Source organism: Sphingomonas insulae (assembly GCF_010450875.1).
In the GTDB taxonomy this organism is placed as follows: domain Bacteria; phylum Pseudomonadota; class Alphaproteobacteria; order Sphingomonadales; family Sphingomonadaceae; genus Sphingomonas; species Sphingomonas insulae.
In genome coordinates, this window is sequence record NZ_CP048422.1 from 59,944 (window position 1) to 80,685 (window position 20,742).

Consider the following 20,742-nt stretch of genomic DNA (forward strand, 5'->3'; position numbering starts at 1 on the left):
AATTGGCTAAAGCGCGGCGATGCTGACCCTCGACGCCGAACAGACCGCCGCCCGTAGCTGGTTCGAACATCTGCGCGATCGGATCTGTGCCGAATTCGAGGCGATCGAGCGCGAGGCGGGATCGGACGCGGCGTTCGACTATATCGCTTGGGATCGCACCGACCCGTCGGGCGAGCCGGGCGGCGCCAATGATGGCGGAGGGGGCGTCCGCGGCGTGATGAAGGGCAAGGTGTTCGAGAAGGTCGGCGTCAACGTCTCGACCGTCGGCGGGCATCTTGACGGCGATTTCGGCAAGACCATCCACGGCGCGGGCGAGGACCCGCGGTTCTTCGCCACCGGCATCAGCCTGGTCGCGCACATGGTTAATCCGCACGTTCCCGCCGTGCACATGAACACCCGCTTCCTGGTGACGACCAAACGGTGGTTCGGCGGCGGCGCCGACCTCAACCCGCCCCTGCCGGTGGCCGGCGACACCGCCGATTTCCACGCCACGCTGCAGGCGGCCTGCGACGCCCACGATCCGGCGCATTACCCCCGCTTCAAGGCGTGGGCGGACGAGTATTTCTATATCCCCCACCGCAAGGTCCATCGCGGTGTCGGCGGCATCTTCTACGACCATCTGGAGGGCGATTTCGCCGCCAACCTCGCCTTCACCCGGGCGGTCGGCGAAGCGTTCCTGGACGTCTATCCGCGAATCGTGCGGCGGCGGATGAACGATGCCTTCGATGCGGCGGACGTGGCGGCGCAGCGCAACTGGCGCGGCCGCTATGCCGAATTCAACCTCGTCTACGATCGCGGCACGCTGTTCGGGCTGAAGACGGGCGGCAACATCGATGCGATCCTGATGAGCCTGCCGCCGCTCGCCACGTGGGAGTGACGACGCCATGGCGCTGACCCCGGTCGATCCGGGCGACCTTGCCACGGTGGTCACCACGCTGGAGATGACGCGGCGTCCGCCGCTGCGCCCCCTGCCCCCTCGCCGTTGCGGCTGGTGCGGTGGGATCGGCCCCGGCCGGAGACATATCGCACCCTGTTCCGGCGCGTCGGCGGGCCGTGGCTGTGGTATTCGCGGCTGGCGATGGACGATGCCGCGCTGACCGCGATCATCCATGATCCGCAGGTCCAGGTGTTCGCCGCGATCGACCCAACTGGCATCGAGATCGGGCTGCTGGAGCTCGACTTCCGCCACGCCGGTATGTGCGAGCTCGCCTATTTCGGGCTGGTGCCGGAACTGGCCGGCAAGGGCCATGGCCGCTGGCTGATGGCGGAGGCGATGGCACGGGCGTGGCTGCCCGGCATCGCGCGACTGGGGGTGCACACCTGCACGCTGGATCATCCGTCCGCGCTGAACTTCTACCGGGCGCAGGGATTCATCGCGGTGCGGCGGACGATCGAGACCTTTCCCGACCCCCGCGCGCTCGGGTTGCTGGCGCCCGATATGGGCGCGCACATCCCCTACCTCGGGCCCGATACCGGCGCCTAGCCCGCGGCGCGGGACAGCCGGCGATAGGCGGCCACGGCGATCAGCGCACCGGCGAGCTGGGTGAGCATCGCGACCCCCGCCGCCAGCGCTTCGACGATGGCGACGCCGACCGGGTTGCCGCCGCCCTCGCCGCCCAGCCAGCGCGACAGGAGCATGAACGGCTGGCCGGTCAGGATCGCGGCGAGATAGACGGTGACGATCGCGCCGAGCAGCGACAGTTGCGCCGGCCGCGTCATCCGCCACGACCGACGGACCGCCTGCATCGCCCCCATCCGCGGCTGCGCGAACAGCAGCGGCCCGGCCAGCATGAACCGGCTCATCAGCCACAGGCCGGGCAGCAGCAGGATGTACATGCCCGCCCCCGCGGGGATCGATACGACGACCATCGCCAGGATGAAGCGGGGAAAGCGCCGCCCGGCGCGTTGCACCGCCGCCGCCACGGTCGGCCGCTCCGCATCCAGGAACAGGCAGAACAGGACCGCCAGCCCGAAATAGGTGATGGCATAGGCCGCAACCGAGCCGAGGCCGTAATCGCCGACCCAGCCGTCCAGCGCGGTCATCCATTTCTGCGCCCGCGCCTGCGTATCCGCGATGTCGGCATCGGGCATCGGCAGCGGCCCGACGAGCAGCAGCAGCGCATAGGTAGGCACGAAGAAGAACAGGCCGGCGACGCGCAGCAGCAGGTCCGCATCGCGGCGGAACAACGCCCAGGCATCGGCCAGCAGCGCGGCGAGCGTGACCCTCACGCTGCAATCCGGTCGGCACCTGCGCGCTCGGCGAGCCGCGCCTCGCGCCCGACGAGCGCGACGTACAATTGCGCGGAGAAGACGATGGCGACCAGCGTCAACGCGGTCGACATCGCCTGGCCGATCAGTGCCGCGACAAAGCCGACGGTCGCGCGCGCATCCGCGCCCAGGATGATGCGGACGATCAGGCCGCCGACCGACTGCGCCGCACTGGTGGCGATTCCCAGCACGATGAAGAACAGCAAGGTCACGCCGACCAGTCGCCAGGTGTGGCGGCGGGTCAGCCGCCAGCTGCGGGCGATCGCGCCCAGCCCGCGCCGTTCGTGCAGCACCACGGCGTAAAGCGGCAGCATGCGCGCGCCGGCGAACAGCAGGACGACGCACGCGGCAAGAGTATAGGCGGAAACGAGCAGCGTCATGCCCGGCGCCACCGCCGTCTGTCTGACGCCCTGCATCATCGCGACGACATCGACACCGGCCAGCGTCAGCAGCACGACGACGGGCAGCATGGCGACGACCATGATCGCGGCCAGCCCGAGCGCGAGCAGGATCGCGGGCACCAGGCGGCGGTTCGCCAGCCGCCGCGCCTCGACCGTCCCCACGGCCGAATCGCTGGACGCGGCGATGATGCACAGCTGCCCCCACAAGGCGGCGACGAGCACCGCAATCGTCACCAGCGCGCCGAGGGCGGCGATGCCGGGCGCCGGGGCCGCCGGCGGAACGGGGATGGCATAGGCCGTGATCGCGGCGGAGATCGCCGCCGGTACGAACAGCGCCAGCACGGCGATGCCGGCCAGCATCCCGCCACGCCCGTTCAGCACCTCCATGGTGCGGTCCCACACATCGCCCATCCTGACCATCTGGCCCCCCGTTTGCCGCAAGCGCGTCCGGTTAGCCCAAGCGCCGCGGCTTGGCCATCCATGCGCGGCGGATCGCGCACCGCGCCTGTTCTGCCGCCCTGCCCCCCGGCCTTGCCCCCTCCCCGCCTTGCAACGCCGCCCCCGCTCGCTCACATGGCAGCGATGACGGCAGGGAATGCGACGGACGTGGCGGGCCACGTGCACGAGGACGTGGACGGCATCGAATGGCGCGTGTCGCCGGGCCTGACACCCTATGACGAAGCGCTGGCGACGATGGAGGCGCGCGCAGCGGCGGTGCTGGCGGGCGAGGCACGCGAGCTCATCTGGCTGCTGGAGCATCCGCCGATCTACACCGCGGGCACGAGCGCGTCGGACGCCGACCTGATCGATCCGCGCTTTCCGGTCGTAGCGACGGGGCGTGGCGGCAAGCACACCTATCATGGGCCGGGCCAGCGCATCGTCTACATGGTGCTCGACCTCAACGCCCGTGGCCGCGACGTGCGCTGCTTCGTCCATGCCGTCGAAGGCTGGGTGATCGCGGCGCTCGGCGAATATGGCGTGTCGGCCTTTCGCGCCGAAGGACGCGTCGGCATCTGGACCCGCGATGGTGGGCCGGAGGCGAAGATCGGAGCGATCGGCGTGCGCGTCCGGCGCTGGATCACGCTGCATGGCCTGGCGGTCAACATCGACCCAGACCTTAGCCATTTCAACGGCATCGTGCCGTGCGGCCTGCCCGAATATCCGGTCACCAGCCTTGCCGCCCTGGGCCATGATCCCGCCCTTGCAACCTTTGACGCGGCCCTGGCGTTCACCGCTCCGGCGTTCTTGTCGTCGCTCTCCTGCACTGCCGAAAAGCGTGGATTGGAAAACGAGGCTTGAGGGCAGGACGTTATGCGATTAATGTCCACTGCGATTTGGGTATTAAAAGGGCCAGCAAGCCGTCCAAATCCTATATCTAGGGAGCTTCCAATGCGTGCACTCATCTCCAAGGTCCTGACCGGCTCGCTGATCGCCGGCGCTGCCCTCGCCGTGTCGGCTTGTGGTCCGAAGACCGAGACGACGACCGACAACACCATGGTCACCGACATGAACACCACCGACGACATGGGCACCATGAGCGACAACATGACTGCCGTCGACGGCAGCATGAACGGTGGCATGATGGCGAACGACACGATGATGTCGAATGACACCATGATGTCGAACGACACGATGACCACCAACGCGATGTAATAGCCCTTCGGGTTATTACGGTGGTGAAACGGCCGTCCGGGCAACCGGGCGGCCTTTTCTTTTGGTTCCAACGATTTGGCACGTTTCGTCGCTTTTTATTCGAACATGCTTAATCGGGGATTGGGTCCAACCCCAAAACCATCTAGAATCCCCCGATAAATGCCCGTTAGGGAGGAAGTTGGAACATGAACCTGTTGCGTACCGCGCTGGCGCTTGGCGGCGCGGCGATCGGCCTGACGGCGGTGGCGACGCCCGCCTCGGCACAATTCTTCCTGCGATCGCACGATTTCCGTGGCGAGGCGGTGAAGGGGCATGAGGATGGCCTGGGCCAGCCCCTGCCCGGCGCGACCGACGCGGAATTGCGCGCGGCGATGGCGTGGAGCATGCGCGCCGCGCTCAACGTCGCGGCGCTGCAATGCCAGTTCGAACCGACGCTGCTGACCGTCAACAACTACAATGCGGTGCTGAAGGATCACGAGGCCGAACTGAAGGGGTCGTTCGACACGCTGACCAAATATTTCCTCCGCACCGGCAAGACGGCGAAGGCCGGCCAGGCGGCGCTCGACCAGTTCGGCACGCGCACCTATTCGGGCTATGCCACCGTCGCCGCGCAGTTCGGCTTCTGCCAGACCGCGAGCGAGATCGGCCGCGACGCCACGTTCGTGCCGCGCGGCACCTTCGGCGATCTGGCGATGGCGCGCATCCGCGAGCTGCGCAACAGCCTGACCCCATATGGCGAACAGCATTTCCAACGCTATCTGGGCCGCGATTATGCGTCCAAGCCGCGCTTCGACCCGATCTGCTGGGACAAGAAGGGCGAATGGGTCGTCAAGAAGTGCGGCGTATTCGCATGGCCGCCCGCCGCGACCGTGACGTCGCCCGTGACGTCGGTGGCGACGACCGCGAAGACGCCGGGCACGGAAACGGCCCTGCGCTGATCGAACTGCGCCTTCCCACGATCGCCGTGGGGAGGCGCATCGCCGGGCGCTAGCGCAGCCCCAGGTATTTGTGCGTCTGCAGCGACAGGCGCCAGTGCGGACGCTCCATCACCACGGCGATCGCCGCTTCGACGTTGGCGGCCCCGCGGGCGTCGTCCATCGGCTGCAACAGCCGATGCGCGAAGTCCCAGCGTTCCACCTCGTCGATATCCGTTCCCGGCTGGGGCCAGACCAGCTTCAGCTCGTCACCGCTCCGTTGCACCACGACGCTGTTCGCCTTGGGACTGACGCAGATCCAGTCGATGCCCGGATGCGCGGCTAGGGTGCCGTTGGTCTCCACCGCGATGCGGAACCCGGCGGCGTGCAACGCATCGACCAGAGCATCGTCGATCTGGAGCATCGGTTCGCCCCCGGTGAGCACGACGAAGCGCTCGGCTACGCCATCGCCCCAGAAATTCTCGACCGCCGCGACCAGCGCCGCGGCCTCGCCGAACTTGCCACCGCCCAGGCCATCGGTGCCGACGAAATCGGTGTCGCAGAATTGGCAGATCGCCGTTCTGCGATCCTGCTCGCGCCCGCTCCACAGGTTGCAGCCGGCGAAGCGGACGAATACCGCCCGCCGTCCGGCGTTGACCCCCTCGCCCTGCAGGGTGAGGAACATCTCCTTGACCGCATAGCTCATCGCGGCGTCACGGCTGGACGGCGTAGACCGTGGGATCGGGAATGCCGGCTTCCTGGAACCCCTTGGATCGCAGGCGGCAGCTGTCGCAGCTGCCGCAATGGACGCTGCCCGGCGCCGGATCGTAGCACGACCAGCTGATCCCCATGTCCAGGCCCAGCCGCGTCCCCTCGCGCACGATATCCGCCTTTGTCATATGCTGGAGCGGCGCGTGGATCTTGAACGGAGCACCCTCGACGCCGGCCTTGGTGGCGATCTCCGCGAGGCTTTCGAAGGCGCTGATGAATTCCGGCCTGCAATCGGGATAACCCGAATAATCGAGCGCGTTGACGCCGATGAACAGGTCGCGCGCGCCCGCCGCCTCTGCCCAGCCGAGCGCCAGGCTGAGGAAGATGGTGTTGCGCGCGGGAACGTAGGTGACCGGAATACCGCCACCGTCTTCCGTCCCGACGCCATCCTTCGGCACGTCGATATCATCGGTCAGCGCCGAACCACCGAATGCCGACAGGTCGAGCGGCAGGACGATATGGCGCTCGGCGCCGAGCGCCACGGCGACGCGGCGCGCCGCCGCCAGCTCGACACGGTGCCGCTGGTTATAGTCGACCGACAGGGCGAGCAGGCGATAGCCAGCCTCTCGCGCGCTGGCGGCGGAGATCATCGAATCGAGCCCGCCCGAGACGAGCACGACGGCCAAAGGTGCGTTAGTCATGATCCGCGCGGCGCTAGACCCATGATGCCCAAAAGAAAAGGGCCGCGGATGAGGCGGCCCTTTGAAGGGGAAGAGCGTACCCGCTCTTTAAGGGAGAAAAGCGTGAGGCATTCGAAAATGATCACGCACCCTGTCTAGTGCGCATGGGTTAACATCCCCCTAAGACCGGTTGGTGGCCAGCCCGGCGGCGGCGCGACGAACCGGGCGGATCACCCCCGTCGCGGCGCCGTCAGGCGACCGGATCGGCCTCCGCCGGCACCGGGAACTTGGTCGCGCAGAACGCGCAATCGACCTGGATGAGGCCATCGTCGTCCGCCATTTCGCGCCGTTCCTCGATCGAGAATTTGGACAGCACGCTGGCGATGTAATCGCCGGTACAGCGACACCCGCGCGACAGCGAGGTCGAGGCGAGCACGCGTACGTCCTGCTCCTCGTTGAACAGCCGCCACACCAGTGTTTCCAGCGGCAATGCGGCATCGGCCAGTTCGTCCACGCCCGTCGTCCGCCCCAGCGCCTCGACATGCTCCCATTCGGGGTGGTCGAGCCGGGTGTGCAGGCGTTCGCGCCCCACCTCGCCCTCGGGCAGATGCTGGAGGAACAGGCCGCCGGCGATCGTCCGCCCGTCGTCGCCGCGCGCGATCCCGACACGGACGAGACTGGGGATCTGCTCTGACTGGATGAAATAGCTCTGCGCCGCTTCCGACAGCGTCTCTCCGTCGAGCGGCACGATGCCCTGATAGCGTTCGCCGGTGGTCGCCAGGTCGAACGTGATCGCGAGATAGCCCTGGCCGAACAACGCGAACAGCGTCGGCTGTTCCGGCGCCGCGGCAAGCTTGTCGGCATCGTAGTCGATATAGCCGCGCACCTCGCCCCCGCGATAATCGCAGACGAGCAGCTGGATCACGCCATTGTCGGTCCGCGTCTGCATCGTCAGCTGGCCCGTCGGGTCCTTCAGCGTCGACCCGATCAGCGCCGCGAGCGTCAGCGCCTCCGCCAGCAGCGCCTCGATCGCCGGTGGATAGGCATGGGCGGCGAGCACCGCGTCGAGGGCGGGGCCGAGGCGTACCACCCGGCCACGCGCCGAGCGGGAAGGGATCGCGAACCCGAGCGCGCGATCAAGGTCAATTGGCTGTTGCATGGGGTGGGAGATGGGATGCGGGCGGGTGGGGGTCAAGTTTGGCGGGGCGTGGCCCAGAACCTCGCCATGTCCGTCATCCCGGCGAACCCCGGGACGACGGAATGGAGGCAGGGGTTATCCGATCTGCCCGAATACCCAGCGCAGCACCGCCTTTTGCGCATGCAACCGGTTCTCCGCCTCGGCCCAGATCAGCGATTGCGGACCATCGATCACCGCATCCACCACCTCTTCGCCACGATGCGCGGGCAGGCAGTGGAGGAAGCGTGCGTCGGGCTTGGCGCGCGCCATCAGCGCCGCATCGACCTGATAGGGCATCATCGCCGCCAGCTTGGTGTCGGCATGCGCCTGTCCCATCGAAATCCATGTGTCGGTGACGATCACATCGGCCCCCTCGACCGCTTCCTGCGGGGATGCGACGACGCGCGCCCGGCCCTGCCCCAGCGCGATGTCCGTCTCCGGCGGCGCGAACCCCTGCGGACAGGCGGCGATGACGTCGAACTGCATCAGCCCGGCCGCCTCCATCAGCGATGCGAGCACGTTGTTGCCATCGCCCAGCCAGGCGACCTTCAGGCCGGGCAGCGCCTTGCCGTCCTCGAGGATGGTCTGGAGGTCGGCCATGATCTGGCAGGGATGCGAGAAGTCGGTTAGACCGTTGATGACCGGCACGCCGGCGTATCGCGCCATATCCTCGACCTTGGCATGGTCGTCGGTGCGGATCATGATCGCATCGACGTAGCCGGACAACACGCGCGCGGTGTCGGCGATGCTCTCGCCGCGGCCCAGCTGCATCGATCCCGCATCCATGACGATCGACGTGCCGCCGAGCTGGCGGATCGCCATGTCGAAGCTGACGCGGGTGCGGGTTGAATTCTTTTCGAAGATCATCGCCAGCACATGGCCGGCAAGCGGCGCATCCGCATCGGCGCGCCCCCTGGGGAAACCGGCACGCGCCGCCTTGCGGTCGATCGCATCGGCCAGCATCGCGGCGACGCCATCGGCGCCGGCATCGGACAGGTTCAGGAAATGGCGCATGGTCTCTTCCTTCAATCTCTCTCCCTCCGGGAGAGGGAGGGACCCCGAAGGGCGGAAGGGTGAGGGCGATGTCGCCTTGGCGTCACCCTCACCCTTCCCACGCCTTCGGCGCGGGCCCCTTCCCTCTCCCGACGGGAGAGGGAGCCTTGGTCAGTCGTCGCTCGCCGGCACGAACACCCGCGCCGCCGCGCTCAGCCTGTCGACGCATTCGGCGACATGCGTGTCCTCGATCACCAGCGGCGGCAGCATGCGGACGACGTTCTCGCCCGCAGCGACCAGCAGCAGCTGGTGATTGTCGCGGGCGTGCGCGACGAATTCGCGCGGCTCGACCCCGGCCTTCAGCTTCAGGCCCAGCATCAGCCCCTTGCCGCGGACCCCCTCGAAGACGTGGTCGTGGTTGGGGATCATCTGCTCGAGCGCACCGCGCAGTCGCTCGCCCATCGCCTCGACATTGGCGAGGAACCCATCCGCGAGCATCACGTCGAGCACCGCCTGCCCCGCCGCCATCGCCAGCGGATTGCCGCCATAGGTCGATCCGTGCGTCCCGATCACCATGCCCTTGGCCGCATGTTCGGTGGCAAGGCACGCGCCGAGCGGGAAGCCGCCGCCGATGCCCTTGGCGACCGACATGATGTCGGGTTCGATGCCATAATGCTCATACGCCCACATCTTGCCGGTGCGCCCATAGCCGCACTGCACCTCATCGAGGATCAGAAGCAGGCCGTGCGCGTCGCACGCCTTGCGCAGGCCGGTGATGAACTCCGGCGTGCCGACCGAGACACCGCCCTCGCCCTGGATCGTCTCGACCATGAAGCCCGCGGTCTCGTCGTCGATCAGCGCCAGCGCGGCGTCGAGATCGTTGAACGGCGCATAGGCGAAGCCGGGCAGCAGCGGTTCGAAACCATCGCGCATCTTGGGCTGGTTGGTCGCCGAGATCGCCCCCATCGTCCGCCCGTGAAAGGCGTTGTTGAAGGTGATGATCTTGTGCCGCTGCGGATTGCCGTCCGCGAAGTGGAACCGGCGGGCGGTCTTGATCGCGCATTCCACCGCCTCGGCGCCCGAATTGGTGAAGAACACGGTGTCGGCAAAGCTGTTGGCGACGATGCGCTCCGCCAGCGCCTCGCCCTGCGGGCTGCCGTACAGGTTGCTGACGTGCATCAGCGTCGCAGCCTGTTCGGCGATCGCCCTGGTCAGATGCGGATGGCCGTGGCCCAGCGCGTTGACCGCGATTCCAGCGGCCATGTCGAGGTAGCGCGTGCCGTCTTCAGAAATGAGGTAACACCCCTCACCTCGGACCGGACGCACCCCGCACCGTGGATAGACGGGCATGAGCGGCGTAATGGTCACGAGAGGTCTCCTCTTCTCCAAACGAGAAAGGGCGGCCCGTCGGACCGCCCGCGATCGCATGTACCGGCAATGCCCGGGATGGGTCAACCACGGCAGCGAACACCCCGTCTCAACTGGCGGGCGGCTGCCGATAGGCCAATGTGATGTCGGTCGTTTCCAAATGCCCCCTGCCCGATCGAACCGGTATGCGAGACTCTGTGATCGGCAAAAGCGGATAGACCATCGAGTAGCGTTCGACCCTGTACATTCCCCGGCGGTCGACAGGATTTTTGAGGGGCGCATATCGCCTGCCGGCCACAGCGGTCAGTTTCCGCGCGAGCCAAGCGCCCGGGAGGCTTTTGGACCGGCCCAACACCATTACATCCGCGACCGACCCATCCGCCCGTACCCAAAACGCAACGTCTGCCCATTCGGGTTTGGTGTTGGCGTCGGTGCCCACCAAGCCAAAGTCGCGCACTTCCGGTTCCCTGAGCAACATCGCCTCGGTCGTCGCGATGGGTTTGGAGTTCGCGAGAACGCGATCCCGATCGCGGCGCCTGACGGCAAGGGTAGCAATCTGCGCGTCCAACAGTTTCAAGGCGTCGCGGTATTCGCCAAACTCGTTTTCGGTTCTGTCGGCAATGCGATTGCGCCATAGCTTGGCCGCGTTCCGATAGGCGGGATCGGCAGTGGCAAGCGCCGCAAACAGTGCCGCCCCCTGGAACAGCGCCTGCGCCTCTACGCTATAATAACCCTGCTTGTGCGCTTTCGAGACGACGTTGTTTAGAATCTGCGTGCACGATTCGAGGTGCCCTTCCCTTGCGAACTGTCTGGCGGTGTCGAGACGTTGCAGCAGGATCAGCGGATGGTCCGGCGCCAGTCCTGCCCGCAGGGCATCGGTTGCATCGAATGCCGACAGCCTTGCCGCATCCGGATGACCATCCAGATTGGCAAGGCTGTTGAGCGCGCGGTGCAGATCCGACACCGCAACCGGATATTGGGCATCGAACTTCGCAGTTCGATGCCGTGTTTTCATCAGGGTTTGCCGTGCGGCCGTATAATCGCCCGCCAGGAATTGCCGCGTGGAATAGACGAGCGCAGCCCTGATCTCCTCATTCGGTAGACATTGCCGGGCGATGCAGGCCTCCAGCGCACGCTTGGCGCCTGCGACTTGACGCGCCACCACGACGATATCGCTATCAGGGGATGGCGCACCGGAGGGCACGGCGGCAGCTTGAAATATCAACACCACCCCTATCATCGCCAAACCTCCCAACCGCCAATGTTCAAAGGATGCTGGACGATCGAATATTAGTCCAGATCCTATGCGTCGATCGCCTCTTCATCCATGCGAGCGGCATTTTCCTGGATGAAAGCAAAGCGGTGCGCCGGGTTGTTGCCCATCAGGCGATCGACCAGATCCTTTACTCCGGCACGCTCCTCATATTCCTGCGGCAGGGTGATGCGGATCATGCCCCGCGTCTTGGGATCCATCGTCGTTTCACGCAGCTGGCCGGGGTTCATCTCGCCGAGGCCCTTGAAGCGCGCCACCTCGACCTTCTTGCCCTTGAACGCGGTGCGCTCGAGTTCGGCGCGGTGGGCGTCGTCGCGCGCGTACAGGGACTTGGCGCCGACGGTCAGGCGATAGAGCGGCGGCTGCGCCAGATACAGATGCCCGCGGCGGACCAGATCCGGCATCTCCTGGAAGAAGAAGGTCATCAGCAGCGTCGCGATATGTGCGCCGTCGACATCGGCGTCGGTCATGATGACGACGCGTTCGTAGCGCAGTTGGGCAGCGTCGCAATCCTTGCGGGTGCCGCAGCCCAGCGCCTGGATCAGGTCCGCGATCTCCTGGTTGGCGACGATCTTGGCGCTGGTCGCCGATGCGACGTTCAGGATCTTGCCGCGGATCGGCAGGATCGCCTGCGTCTTCCGGTCCCGCGCCTGTTTCGCCGATCCGCCCGCCGAATCGCCCTCGACGATGAACAGCTCGGTGCCCTCGTTGCCGTCGTTGGCGCAATCCGTCAGCTTGCCGGGCAGGCGCAGCTTGCGGGCCGACGTGGCGGTCTTGCGCTTGACCTCGCGCTCCTGCTTGCGGCGCAGGCGTTCGTCCATCCGGTCGAGCACATAGCCGAGCAGCGCCTTGCCGCGGTCCATGTTGTGGCCGAGCCAATGGTCGAAATGGTCGCGCACCGCCTTTTCGACCAGCCCCGCCGCCTCCGGGCTGGTCAGGCGATCCTTGGTCTGGCTCTGGAATTGCGGTTCGCGGATGAAGACGCTGAGCATCAGCTCGCTGCCGATCATCACGTCGTCCGCGGTGATGTCCTTCGCCTTCTTCTGGTGCACCAGTTCGCCGAAACCGCGCAGGCCGCGGACCAGCGCCTGACGCAATCCCTGTTCGTGGGTGCCGCCGTCGGGCGTCGGGATGGTGTTGCAATACCAGCTGTAGCTGCCATCGCTCCACAGCGGCCAGGCGACCGCCCATTCCACCCGCCCCTGCTCGCCCGGAAAATCCTGGCTGCCCGCAAAGAAATCGGCGGTCGCGCATTCGCGCGTGCCGATCTGTTCCTTGAGGTGGTCGGCGAGGCCGCCGGGGAACTGGAACACTGCCTCTGCCGGGGTATCGCTGCCCTCGACCAGTTCGGCCGCACAATGCCAGCGGATCTCGACGCCGGCGAACAGATAGGCCTTGGACCGGGCAAGCTGGTACAATCGCTTGGGCTTGAAGGCGAGTTCGGGGCCGAAGATCTCGGCATCCGGCGTGAACGCCACCGACGTGCCGCGACGATTGGGGGCGGCACCGACATGCTCCAGCGGCCCTTGCGTCACCCCGCGACTGAACCGCTGGCGATACAATTGCCGATCGCGCGCGACCTCGACCAGCGTGTCGGACGACAGCGCATTGACCACCGATACGCCGACGCCATGCAGGCCGCCGCTGGTCGCATAGGCCTTGCCGGCGAACTTGCCGCCGGAATGGAGCGTCGACAGGATCACCTCGAGCGCGCTCTTGTCGGGAAACTTGGGATGCGGGTCGACCGGGATGCCGCGACCGTTGTCGACGATGGTCAGCCGGTTGCCCGGTTCCAGCGTCACCTCGATCCGCGTCGCATGCCCTGCCACCGCCTCGTCCATCGCATTGTCGAGCACCTCGGCCGCGAGGTGGTGGAGCGCGCGCTCGTCGGTACCGCCGACATACATGCCGGGACGGCGACGGACGGGCTCCAGCCCCTCCAGCACCTCGATCGACGAGGCATCATAAGCATTGGCGGGCGCCGCGGCGGACGCGAACAGGTCTTGGGCCATCGCATGGAACCATAAGGGAACATCGCCGTCGATACCAGCGCCCGCCGGTCCGCAATGTTGCTCGCTTATGTCCCGGCTGGTGCAATTATATCACAGCTCCGGCATTTTGGCCGCGGCGATGCATATTATGGCTGTCGCGAACGTTCCTCGACCGATTGCAACAGCTTCTCGGGAGACACCATGCGTACCACTTTGTTCCTCGGCGCCATCGCCGCCGCCTCCTTCGCGACCGCCGCACAGGCGCAGGACATGTCGGGCGATCCCGCCCCGTTCAGCGGCGTCTACGTCGGCGCTTCGGGCGGTTACGACGTGCAGCCGAATGACGTCGGCTCGTCGATCCTGTTCGATCGCGGTTCGAACGGCAGCTTCGGCGACACGGTGTCGACGGCCGCAGGCGCCAACGCCTTCTCGCCCGGTTTCTGCAACGGTCGTGCCGTCGGCGCGACGCCGCTGCCGGGCAGCTGCCGCAACGACAAGGACGGCTGGTCCTATTACGCGCGCGTTGGCGCCGATACGCAGCGCGGTAACATCGTCGTCGGCGCGCTCGGCGAGTTCGGCAAGACCGAGATCAACGACAGCGTCAGCGGCTTCTCGACCACGCCCGCCAATTACGTGATGACCCGCGACGTGAAGTGGGAAGCCAGCATCCGCGGCCGTGTCGGCTACGCACCCGGCACGACGCTGTTCTACGGCACGTTCGGCCCCGGTTACGCCAACATCAACCGCAGCTTCACCTCGACCAACACCGCCAACAGCTTTGCCCAGTTCGGCAAGCAGAAGCAGTTCGGCTTCATCGGCGGCGGCGGCATCGAGCAGAAGCTCGGCCGCAACTTCTCGGTCGGCATGGAATACACCTACCACCAGTATAACGACGACGACGCCCGCGTGCGCGTGTCGCAGGGTACCGCTCCGGCGACCAACCCGTTCGTCCTGGCGGCAGGCGGCGCCACCACCGACTTCCGTCGTTCGGACGAGAAGTTCCGCTGGCACTCGCTGCGCGCGACGGCGGCATTCCGCTTCTGAGTCACAGGACGGCCTGCGCTACGCAAGGCGTAGCGCAGGACTCGTTCGGCCCCGGCCAGCGTAGCGCCAGCTCCGTTTGACGACGCGGCTTTGCCGCGGCGTGGCACGAAATGAAAAGGGTCGGCTTCCAACGGAGGCCGGCCCTTTTCCATGTCCGCAATCCTCCCCGGTATGGGGGAAACGACGACGGGGACCGCCACGGGCGGTATCGTGGGGGCCACCCTCCACCACTTGGCTGCGCCGGACGCCCAAACCGGGGGGGTTTAAACCAGAAGGGCCGCCTCCCTCGTGGGAAGCGGCCCTTTTCTAACCCGGTCATGGGCAAAGCCCATGACGTCGGACGCGGCTGGTGGCCGCGCCGGCCGGGCGGCCCTTCGGGTGCGTGCGCCGGCTTGCCGGCTCAGCGCACCCGCGGGCCGCCGAACGGCAGTGGCGGCGGCGGGCGACGGTCGCGGCGGGGCAGCTGCGCCTGATAGGCATGGCCGCAATGCGCGACGCAATAGGGGAAGCCCGGGTTCACCTTGTCGCCGCAAAAATGAAAATCGGGCTCGCCCGGATGGCCCAGCGGCCATTTGCAGATGCGATCGTTGAGGTCGAGCAGCGTCGTCTTGCCCGCGATCTCCGGCGAAGGCTTGGCCGGAACCAGCCGGCGCGGGGGCGCCGGTGTCGCCGGGGGCTGCTGTTCGCCGGGCGACTGACGGACGAAGCCGCCGGGGCCGACCGAGCGCAGGATCGGCTGCGGCTCGCGCACCGGAGCCGGCGCCGCGGTTGCTTCCTCGACGTCATCCTCGTCGTCCTCGTCCTCGACCGCCATGGCGGCGACCGGTTCGGGTGCCGGCTCGGGCTGCGGCGGCGCTGGCGGTGCAGCGACCACCGGCGCCGGCTCCGGCGCGACCGGTGCGGGTTCCGGGGCGACGGGCGCCGCCACCGCGACGGGTTCGTTGGCCTTCACCGGCGACGGGCGCGATTGAAGGCCCAGGCGATGGGCCTTGCCGATCACCGCGTTGCGGCTGACGCCACCCAGCGCCTCGGCGATCTGGCTGGCGGTCTGCCCCGCCTCCCACATCGTCTTGAGCGTGTCGATCCGCTCGTCGGTCCAGGACATTCTTGTCTTCCTCGTTCTCGCGCCGGGTTGCGGGCGACTGCGGCTGCGGTTACCCGCTGTGCCCATGAGCAGCCAGCCCCCAATCGGCGAAATCCAATCGGCGATCCGGTCCGCACCCGGCGTACCGGTCATCCGGAACGTGAATTGGGGCGGCCTGAAGACCCTCTATGTGAAGGAGGTGCGCCGGTTCTTCAAGGTCCACCTCCAGACCGTATGGGCGCCGGCGATCACGACCCTGCTGTTTCTGATCGTCTTCACCATCGCCACCGGTGCCAAAAGCCCCGTCCACGTCGGCGGCATCGTCGTGCCGTTTGCCGACTTCATCGCCCCCGGCCTCATCATCGCGCAGGGAATGATGGGCCCGGCCTTCGCCAACGCCAGCTTTTCGCTGCTCGTCGGCAAGATCCAGGGGACGATCGTCGATTACCTGCAACCGCCGCTCTCGTCGGCGGAACTGCTCGCCGCGCTGGTCGGCGGGGCGATGACGCGGGCGTTCATCGTCGGCTTCATCTGCTGGTGCGCGATGGCGCTGTATCCGGGCGTGCACGTGACGCCGGTCCATCCGCTGGCGATCCTGTGGTTCGGCTTCCTCGGCGCGGCGTTCCTGTCGTTCCTGGGCGTGCTGACCTCGATCTGGGCGGAGAAGTTCGATCATGCCGCCGCGGTCACGAACTTCGTGATCGCGCCGCTGTCGCTGTTGTCCGGCACCTTCTATTCGGTCGACCGCCTCGCGCCGACGTTCCGGGCATTCAGCCACGCCAATCCGTTCTTCTACATCATCTCCGGCTTTCGCTACGGTTTCCTCGGTACGTCCGATTCGCCCATCGCCGTGGGCAGCATCGCGATCCTCGCGGTGGACATCGTGCTGGGGGTGTCATGCTATCTGCTGCTGCGAAAAGGCTGGAAGCTCAAGAACTGATCGCCGCGTTCACACTGGCGTTGCTGCCCGCGGCGCCGGCCACCGCACAAAGCGCCCCGGCAGCGGCCGTCGCGCCCGATCCGGCGGTGCGCACCCGCGCCGATGCGCTGGTCGCGATACTGGGGGGAAAGCCCGGCTATGACGCGGCGTTCGCGCCGGTGTTCAAGGCGGCGGTGCCGGCCGAACGCTTCGCCGCGCTGACCAGGCAGCTGCGCGCCACGCTCGGCGAACCGCGCCGGGTCGAACGGATCGATCCGATCGGCCGTTGGGCGGCGCTGGCGACCATCGCCTACGACCGCGGCAGCGCGACGATGCGATTGGCGCTGGCCCCAGCCGCCCCGCACGCGATCACCGGCCTGCTCGTCACCGGTACGGCGCTGCACGGCGACACCGCCGCGAAGATCCGGGCCGACCTCGCCGCCCTGCCGGGCACCGTGCAACTGGGCATATACCCGCTCGACGGCGGCGCGCCGGTGCTGGAGGTCGACGGCGATGCCCCCGCACCGCTCGGCTCCGCCTTCAAGCTGTGGGTGCTGGCAGAGGCCGCGCGGCAGGTCGCCGCCGGCGATATCCGCTGGGACACGGTCGTGCCGGTGGGCACGCCATCGCTGCCATCGGGAATCCTGCAAGGCTGGCCGGCGGCGACGCCGGTGACGATCCAGACGCTGGCGACGCTGATGATCTCGATCAGCGACAACACCGCGACCGACACCTTGCTGACGGCGCTGGGCCGCGAGCGGGTCGATGCGATGGCGGCGCGATACGGCGGCCGCGGTCCGGTGCTCACCACGCGCGAGGCGTTCGTCATCAAGGGCGACCCCGCGCTCACCGCCGCCTGGGCGAGCGGCGATGCGGCCCGGCGCAGCGCGCTGCTGGCGGCGCAGGCACCGCGGATCGCCGCCGCTGCGCTCGACCCGCTGATGTTCTCGTCCGGTCCGCTGGCGAACACATCGGTCGAATGGTTCGCCTCGGCACGCGACATGGCACGGCTGCTCGGCGCGCTGCGCGACGCGGGGCCGGTGGTGCGCGGCGTGCTGGCGATCAATCCCGGCGTCGATCCGGCAACGGCGGCACGCTTCGCCTATGTCGGCTTCAAGGGCGGGTCGGAACCCGGCGTGATCGCGCTGGACGTGCTGGCGCAGGCGAAGGACGGTCGCTGGTATGCGGTCTGCGCCAGCTGGCACCGCCGCGACGGCACCGTCGACGAAGCGACGTTCCTGCCGCTGGTGACGCGCGCGCTATCCCTCGTCGCCGGCTGATCGCACGCGGCCGGGTCAGCCGCGCCACTCGTCCCGCAAAAGGCCGAAGATCAGCGCATCGCGCACGCCGATATGCGTCTCCCACTCCGCGCGCAGCCGTCCCTCCAGCGTAAAGCCCATCGCACGCAGCAACCGGATCGAGCCGGCATTGTCCGGATCGGAATCGGCGAACACCCGCCGTGTGCCGCTGGCGAACAGGTGCGCCACCACCGCCGAGACCGCCTCGCGCGCCACGCCCGCGCCCCATGCGTCGCGCGCGATCAGATAGCCGATCTCGACCACACCCGCCTGCCGATGCGCGTTGGCCACGACGAAGCCGATCGCGGTATCGTCGTCGCTACGGGTCACCGCCCACGCCCGCCCGCCGAACGTGCCATCGCCGAAGTGTTGCCGCACGGCGTCGACCGAATCGAACGGCGCGCACGACCACCAGCGCATCGCACCGGCATCGGCCATCGTCGCGAACAACGCCCCGGCATCGTCCGGCACCCGGCGCCGCAGCCTCAGCCGCGCCGTCGCCAGCGTCGGCAGACCGGTCACGCCGTCAGCGCATCGACCAGCGCACGCACCTTCGCCTGCCGCCATTGCGGCAGCGGCGCGACCAGCCAATACCCCAGCCGCGACGGTTGCGCATCGCCGACCACCGCGACCTTGCCCGCCGCGATCGCGCGCGCCGCCAACAGTTCCGGTACCGTCGCCCGGCCCAGTCCTGCGACCGCGGCGTCGATCGCCAGCCCCGCATCCGCGACCCGCACCAGCGTCGGGCCGTCGCCACCCGGCGCGCCGGGCCAGCCGATCACCGCATCACCGGCCAGTGGCGCCGCGATCGTCACCATGCCCTCCGATTCGAGTGCCTCGCCCTCATGCTCGCCCGGCCCCTCGCCCCAGCGGACCGCGAGGTCGAGGTTCGCTTCGGTGAAATCGATCGCATCGTCCGCCGACAGCAATATGAAGCGCAATTCGCCGTCGCGCTGCGCGATTTCGGCCAGTCGCGGCATCAGCCATTTCTCGGTCAGGTCGCGCGGCGCGGCGATGGTCAGCGACTTGGACGATTGCCCCGCCTGCATCGCCCGCACCGCTTCCTCGAACTGGAGGAAGCCGTCGCGCAGCGCGCCCAGCCCCGCCTCCGCCTCCGGCGTCAGTTCCAGCCCCCGCGTGGTCCGGCGGAACAGCACCACGCCCAGCGTATCCTCCAGCGCGCGGACCTGCTGCCCGACCGCCGCCGGCGTCACCGCCAGCTCGTCCGCGGCGCGGGTGAAGCTCAGGTGCCGCGCCGCCGCGTCGAGCACGCGCAGCCCGTTCAGCGGCAGGTGCGTCCGCTTCACGAATCGACCGCCGGCGCGTGCAGCCCGAACTTCGGGATCGCCGCGTCGAAATGCGCGCCATCCTCGCCGATCAGGCGATAGCTGCCCTCCATCGCGCCGGTCGGCGTCTGGAGCGGGCAGCCCGAGACATAGTCGAAGCTGCTGCCCGGTGCGATCAGTGGCTGTTCGCCGACGACGCCCTCGCCCTCCACCGAATGGCGCGCGCCGCGGCCGTCGGTGATGACCCAGTGGCGGGTCAGCAACTGGACGGCACGCTCCGATTCGTTCTCGATGCGGATATGATAGGCCCAGAACCAGCGGCCGCGCCGCGGTTCGGACTGTTCGGGCAGATAGCTGACCGCGACGCGCACAGTCACCCCGTCGGTCGTGGTCGCGTGCGGAAAGAATTCCTTCACAGGCCGACCTGCCGCAGCGCCTGGTCGAGGTCGTCGATGACGTCCTGCGCATCCTCCAGCCCGACGTTCAGGCGCAGCATGCCTTCGGTGACGCCCATCTCGATCCGTTTGTCCTCGGCGACGCCGGCGTGGGTGGTCGATGCGGGATGGGTCATCAGCGACCGCGAATCGCCGATGTTGTTGCTGATGTCGACCAGCGCCAGTGCATCGAGCAGGCCGTGCGCCTGCGCGCGATCGGCGACCTCGAACGCGAAGATCGGACCGGTCGCGACCATCTGGCTCATCGCCAGATCATGCTGCGGGTGGCTGGCGAGGCCGGGATGGAGGATCCGCGGCACGCGCGCTTCCAGAAAACGGCCGACCTTCAGCGCGTTTTCGGACTGGCGGGTGATGCGCAGGTCCAGCGTCTCCAGCCCCTTCAGCACCACCCAGGCGTTGAACGGCGACAGCGTCGGCCCGGTATTGCGGGTGAAGGGCAGCAGCGTGTTGTCGATGAAATCCTGCGTACCGCACACCGCGCCGGCCAGCACGCGGCCCTGCCCGTCCATCATCTTGGTCGCGCTATAGGCGGTGACGTCCGCCCCGAAGTCCATCGGCCGCTGCAACGCCGCGGTGGCGAAGGCATTGTCCACGACGCTGGTGATGCCGCGTTCGCGTGCGATCGCACAGACCGCGCGCAGGTCGACGACGTCCATCGTCGGATTGGCCGGCGTCTCGAAGAAGAACACCTTGGTTTCCGGCCGCACCGCATCGAGGAACTGCTGCGGATCGCGGGCATCGACGATCGTCGTCGCGATGCCGAACTTGGGCAGCAGCGTATCGGTCAGCCAGCGGCACGATCCGAACGCCGCGCGCCCGCCGACCAGGTGATCGCCCGCCTGCAACTGGCACAGCAGCACCGCGGTCATCGCCGCCATGCCGCTCGCCATCGTCCGGCACGCCTCCGCCCCCTCCAGCAGCGCGATGCGCTTTTCCAGCATCTCGACCGTCGGGTTCTGCAGGCGGGAATAGGTCATCCCCTCCTGCTCGCCCGCGAACCGCGCCGCCGCGTCGGCCGCCTTGTCGTAGGTATAGCCGGAGGTGAGGAACAGCGCTTCGCTGGTCTCGCCATATTCGCTGCGCGCGGTGCCGCCACGCACGGCGAGCGTCGCGGGCCGCCAATGCTGGGTGATCGAGGGGTCCTGGCCTGCCTTGCGCTTCATGCCCGCCGCTTTGCCGGACGCGGGCGGGGGGTGCAAGGGCAAGGCGGTCCACGCCCGCCCCGGC

At 67.8% G+C, this 20,742-nt stretch carries 21 protein-coding genes and 1 pseudogene; 8 read left to right on the top strand and 14 right to left on the bottom strand.

What is annotated here, in order from left to right:
• The first annotated feature begins 19 nt into the window (after nucleotides 1-19).
• Both hemF and GTH33_RS01945 read left to right on the top strand, forming a co-directional pair.
• On the top strand, nucleotides 20-877 hold the full coding sequence (gene hemF / locus GTH33_RS01940; RefSeq protein ID WP_163956856.1) for an oxygen-dependent coproporphyrinogen oxidase: 858 nt from the start codon (nucleotides 20-22) through the stop codon (nucleotides 875-877).
• A 7-nt stretch (nucleotides 878-884) separates the two neighbouring features.
• Nucleotides 885-1,483 (top strand): annotated as a pseudogene (locus GTH33_RS01945) (GNAT family N-acetyltransferase).
• Here GTH33_RS01945 and GTH33_RS01950 read toward each other — a convergent pair.
• Together GTH33_RS01950 and GTH33_RS01955 are read right to left on the bottom strand one after the other, a co-directional pair.
• Nucleotides 1,480-2,229 (bottom strand): hypothetical protein, encoded by a 750-nt coding sequence (locus GTH33_RS01950; RefSeq protein WP_163956857.1) that lies wholly within the window; start codon nucleotides 2,227-2,229, stop codon nucleotides 1,480-1,482. The pseudogene GTH33_RS01945 and the gene GTH33_RS01950 overlap by 4 nt on opposite strands.
• A complete protein-coding gene (locus GTH33_RS01955; RefSeq protein ID WP_243848158.1) occupies nucleotides 2,226-3,080 on the bottom strand; it encodes a DUF7847 domain-containing protein in 855 nt (284 codons plus the stop codon). The genes GTH33_RS01950 and GTH33_RS01955 overlap by 4 nt, the downstream gene beginning before the upstream one ends.
• Before the next feature lie 171 nt (nucleotides 3,081-3,251).
• Here GTH33_RS01955 and lipB point away from each other — a divergent pair, with 171 nt between their 5' ends.
• From lipB to GTH33_RS01970, 3 genes are all read left to right on the top strand, one after another.
• On the top strand, nucleotides 3,252-3,968 hold the full coding sequence (lipB, locus tag GTH33_RS01960; RefSeq protein WP_163956858.1) for a lipoyl(octanoyl) transferase LipB: 717 nt from the start codon (nucleotides 3,252-3,254) through the stop codon (nucleotides 3,966-3,968).
• A gap of 90 nt (nucleotides 3,969-4,058) precedes the next feature.
• The gene (locus GTH33_RS01965) at nucleotides 4,059-4,322 is read left to right on the top strand and encodes a hypothetical protein (RefSeq protein ID WP_163956859.1); all 264 of its coding nucleotides are present in this window, start codon (nucleotides 4,059-4,061) and stop codon (nucleotides 4,320-4,322) included.
• 185 nt (nucleotides 4,323-4,507) lie between these two features.
• Nucleotides 4,508-5,260, top strand: coding sequence for a hypothetical protein (locus GTH33_RS01970; RefSeq protein ID WP_163956860.1), 753 nt, complete (start codon nucleotides 4,508-4,510; stop codon nucleotides 5,258-5,260).
• Nucleotides 5,261-5,309: 49 nt separating this feature from the next.
• Here GTH33_RS01970 and queE read toward each other — a convergent pair whose 3' ends face one another.
• The 7 genes from queE to parE form a co-directional block, all read right to left on the bottom strand.
• A complete protein-coding gene (gene queE / locus GTH33_RS01975; protein WP_163956861.1) occupies nucleotides 5,310-5,942 on the bottom strand; it encodes a 7-carboxy-7-deazaguanine synthase in 633 nt (210 codons plus the stop codon).
• A 7-nt stretch (nucleotides 5,943-5,949) separates the two neighbouring features.
• Nucleotides 5,950-6,648, bottom strand: coding sequence for a 7-cyano-7-deazaguanine synthase QueC (gene queC, locus GTH33_RS01980; RefSeq protein WP_163956862.1), 699 nt, complete (start codon nucleotides 6,646-6,648; stop codon nucleotides 5,950-5,952).
• A 229-nt stretch (nucleotides 6,649-6,877) separates the two neighbouring features.
• Nucleotides 6,878-7,786 carry an Hsp33 family molecular chaperone HslO gene (gene hslO, locus GTH33_RS01985; protein ID WP_163956863.1) on the bottom strand — a complete coding sequence of 303 codons (909 nt, stop codon included), beginning with the start codon at nucleotides 7,784-7,786 and terminating at the stop codon, nucleotides 6,878-6,880.
• Nucleotides 7,787-7,900: 114 nt separating this feature from the next.
• Nucleotides 7,901-8,818 (bottom strand): ornithine carbamoyltransferase, encoded by a 918-nt coding sequence (gene argF, locus GTH33_RS01990; protein ID WP_163956864.1) that lies wholly within the window; start codon nucleotides 8,816-8,818, stop codon nucleotides 7,901-7,903.
• Between the two features lie 150 nt (nucleotides 8,819-8,968).
• Nucleotides 8,969-10,165 (bottom strand): aspartate aminotransferase family protein, encoded by a 1,197-nt coding sequence (locus GTH33_RS01995; protein ID WP_163956865.1) that lies wholly within the window; start codon nucleotides 10,163-10,165, stop codon nucleotides 8,969-8,971.
• 109 nt (nucleotides 10,166-10,274) lie between these two features.
• Complete coding sequence (locus GTH33_RS02000; protein ID WP_243848159.1) at nucleotides 10,275-11,405, bottom strand: hypothetical protein; 1,131 nt, start codon at nucleotides 11,403-11,405, stop codon at nucleotides 10,275-10,277.
• 62 nt (nucleotides 11,406-11,467) lie between these two features.
• A complete protein-coding gene (parE, locus tag GTH33_RS02005; RefSeq protein ID WP_163956866.1) occupies nucleotides 11,468-13,450 on the bottom strand; it encodes a DNA topoisomerase IV subunit B in 1,983 nt (660 codons plus the stop codon).
• A gap of 180 nt (nucleotides 13,451-13,630) precedes the next feature.
• Here parE and GTH33_RS02010 point away from each other — a divergent pair, with 180 nt between their 5' ends.
• Entirely contained in the window at nucleotides 13,631-14,473 is an 843-nt protein-coding gene (locus tag GTH33_RS02010; RefSeq protein ID WP_163956867.1) for an outer membrane protein, read from the top strand.
• Between the two features lie 400 nt (nucleotides 14,474-14,873).
• Here GTH33_RS02010 and GTH33_RS02015 read toward each other — a convergent pair whose 3' ends face one another.
• Nucleotides 14,874-15,578 carry a GcrA family cell cycle regulator gene (locus GTH33_RS02015; RefSeq protein WP_163956868.1) on the bottom strand — a complete coding sequence of 235 codons (705 nt, stop codon included), beginning with the start codon at nucleotides 15,576-15,578 and terminating at the stop codon, nucleotides 14,874-14,876.
• A gap of 64 nt (nucleotides 15,579-15,642) precedes the next feature.
• Here GTH33_RS02015 and GTH33_RS02020 point away from each other — a divergent pair, with 64 nt between their 5' ends.
• Both GTH33_RS02020 and GTH33_RS02025 read left to right on the top strand, forming a co-directional pair.
• Entirely contained in the window at nucleotides 15,643-16,497 is an 855-nt protein-coding gene (locus GTH33_RS02020) for an ABC transporter permease (RefSeq protein WP_163956869.1), read from the top strand.
• Nucleotides 16,455-17,756 (top strand): serine hydrolase, encoded by a 1,302-nt coding sequence (locus GTH33_RS02025; RefSeq protein WP_163956870.1) that lies wholly within the window; start codon nucleotides 16,455-16,457, stop codon nucleotides 17,754-17,756. Before GTH33_RS02020 ends, GTH33_RS02025 begins: the two co-directional genes overlap by 43 nt.
• Before the next feature lie 15 nt (nucleotides 17,757-17,771).
• Here GTH33_RS02025 and GTH33_RS02030 read toward each other — a convergent pair whose 3' ends face one another.
• Genes GTH33_RS02030 through GTH33_RS02045 form a run of 4 tightly spaced genes read right to left on the bottom strand, consistent with a single transcriptional unit; the run spans nucleotide 17,772 to nucleotide 20,678 of the window.
• Entirely contained in the window at nucleotides 17,772-18,296 is a 525-nt protein-coding gene (locus tag GTH33_RS02030; RefSeq protein WP_249054952.1) for a GNAT family N-acetyltransferase, read from the bottom strand.
• Entirely contained in the window at nucleotides 18,293-19,081 is a 789-nt protein-coding gene (locus tag GTH33_RS02035) for a LysR family transcriptional regulator (protein WP_163956872.1), read from the bottom strand. Before GTH33_RS02035 ends, GTH33_RS02030 begins: the two co-directional genes overlap by 4 nt.
• Nucleotides 19,078-19,476, bottom strand: a complete 399-nt coding sequence (apaG, locus tag GTH33_RS02040; protein WP_163956873.1) for a Co2+/Mg2+ efflux protein ApaG — start codon at nucleotides 19,474-19,476, stop codon at nucleotides 19,078-19,080. Before apaG ends, GTH33_RS02035 begins: the two co-directional genes overlap by 4 nt.
• The gene (locus GTH33_RS02045) at nucleotides 19,473-20,678 is read right to left on the bottom strand and encodes a trans-sulfuration enzyme family protein (protein ID WP_163956874.1); all 1,206 of its coding nucleotides are present in this window, start codon (nucleotides 20,676-20,678) and stop codon (nucleotides 19,473-19,475) included. The genes apaG and GTH33_RS02045 overlap by 4 nt, the downstream gene beginning before the upstream one ends.
• Between the last annotated feature and the right edge of the window lie 64 nt (nucleotides 20,679-20,742).

Coding starts and splice junctions, on each gene's coding strand:
- hemF (WP_163956856.1), top strand. CDS start 20: ATGCTGACCCTCGACGCCGAACAGACCGCCGCCCGTAGCTGGTTCGAA.
- GTH33_RS01955 (WP_243848158.1), bottom strand. CDS start 3,080: ATGGGCGATGTGTGGGACCGCACCATGGAGGTGCTGAACGGGCGTGGC.
- lipB (WP_163956858.1), top strand. CDS start 3,252: ATGACGGCAGGGAATGCGACGGACGTGGCGGGCCACGTGCACGAGGAC.
- GTH33_RS01965 (WP_163956859.1), top strand. CDS start 4,059: ATGCGTGCACTCATCTCCAAGGTCCTGACCGGCTCGCTGATCGCCGGC.
- GTH33_RS01970 (WP_163956860.1), top strand. CDS start 4,508: ATGAACCTGTTGCGTACCGCGCTGGCGCTTGGCGGCGCGGCGATCGGC.
- queE (WP_163956861.1), bottom strand. CDS start 5,942: ATGAGCTATGCGGTCAAGGAGATGTTCCTCACCCTGCAGGGCGAGGGG.
- queC (WP_163956862.1), bottom strand. CDS start 6,648: ATGACTAACGCACCTTTGGCCGTCGTGCTCGTCTCGGGCGGGCTCGAT.
- hslO (WP_163956863.1), bottom strand. CDS start 7,786: ATGCAACAGCCAATTGACCTTGATCGCGCGCTCGGGTTCGCGATCCCT.
- argF (WP_163956864.1), bottom strand. CDS start 8,818: ATGCGCCATTTCCTGAACCTGTCCGATGCCGGCGCCGATGGCGTCGCC.
- GTH33_RS02000 (WP_243848159.1), bottom strand. CDS start 11,405: ATGATAGGGGTGGTGTTGATATTTCAAGCTGCCGCCGTGCCCTCCGGT.
- parE (WP_163956866.1), bottom strand. CDS start 13,450: ATGGCCCAAGACCTGTTCGCGTCCGCCGCGGCGCCCGCCAATGCTTAT.
- GTH33_RS02010 (WP_163956867.1), top strand. CDS start 13,631: ATGCGTACCACTTTGTTCCTCGGCGCCATCGCCGCCGCCTCCTTCGCG.
- GTH33_RS02015 (WP_163956868.1), bottom strand. CDS start 15,578: ATGTCCTGGACCGACGAGCGGATCGACACGCTCAAGACGATGTGGGAG.
- GTH33_RS02020 (WP_163956869.1), top strand. CDS start 15,643: ATGAGCAGCCAGCCCCCAATCGGCGAAATCCAATCGGCGATCCGGTCC.
- GTH33_RS02025 (WP_163956870.1), top strand. CDS start 16,455: ATGCTATCTGCTGCTGCGAAAAGGCTGGAAGCTCAAGAACTGATCGCC.
- GTH33_RS02045 (WP_163956874.1), bottom strand. CDS start 20,678: ATGAAGCGCAAGGCAGGCCAGGACCCCTCGATCACCCAGCATTGGCGG.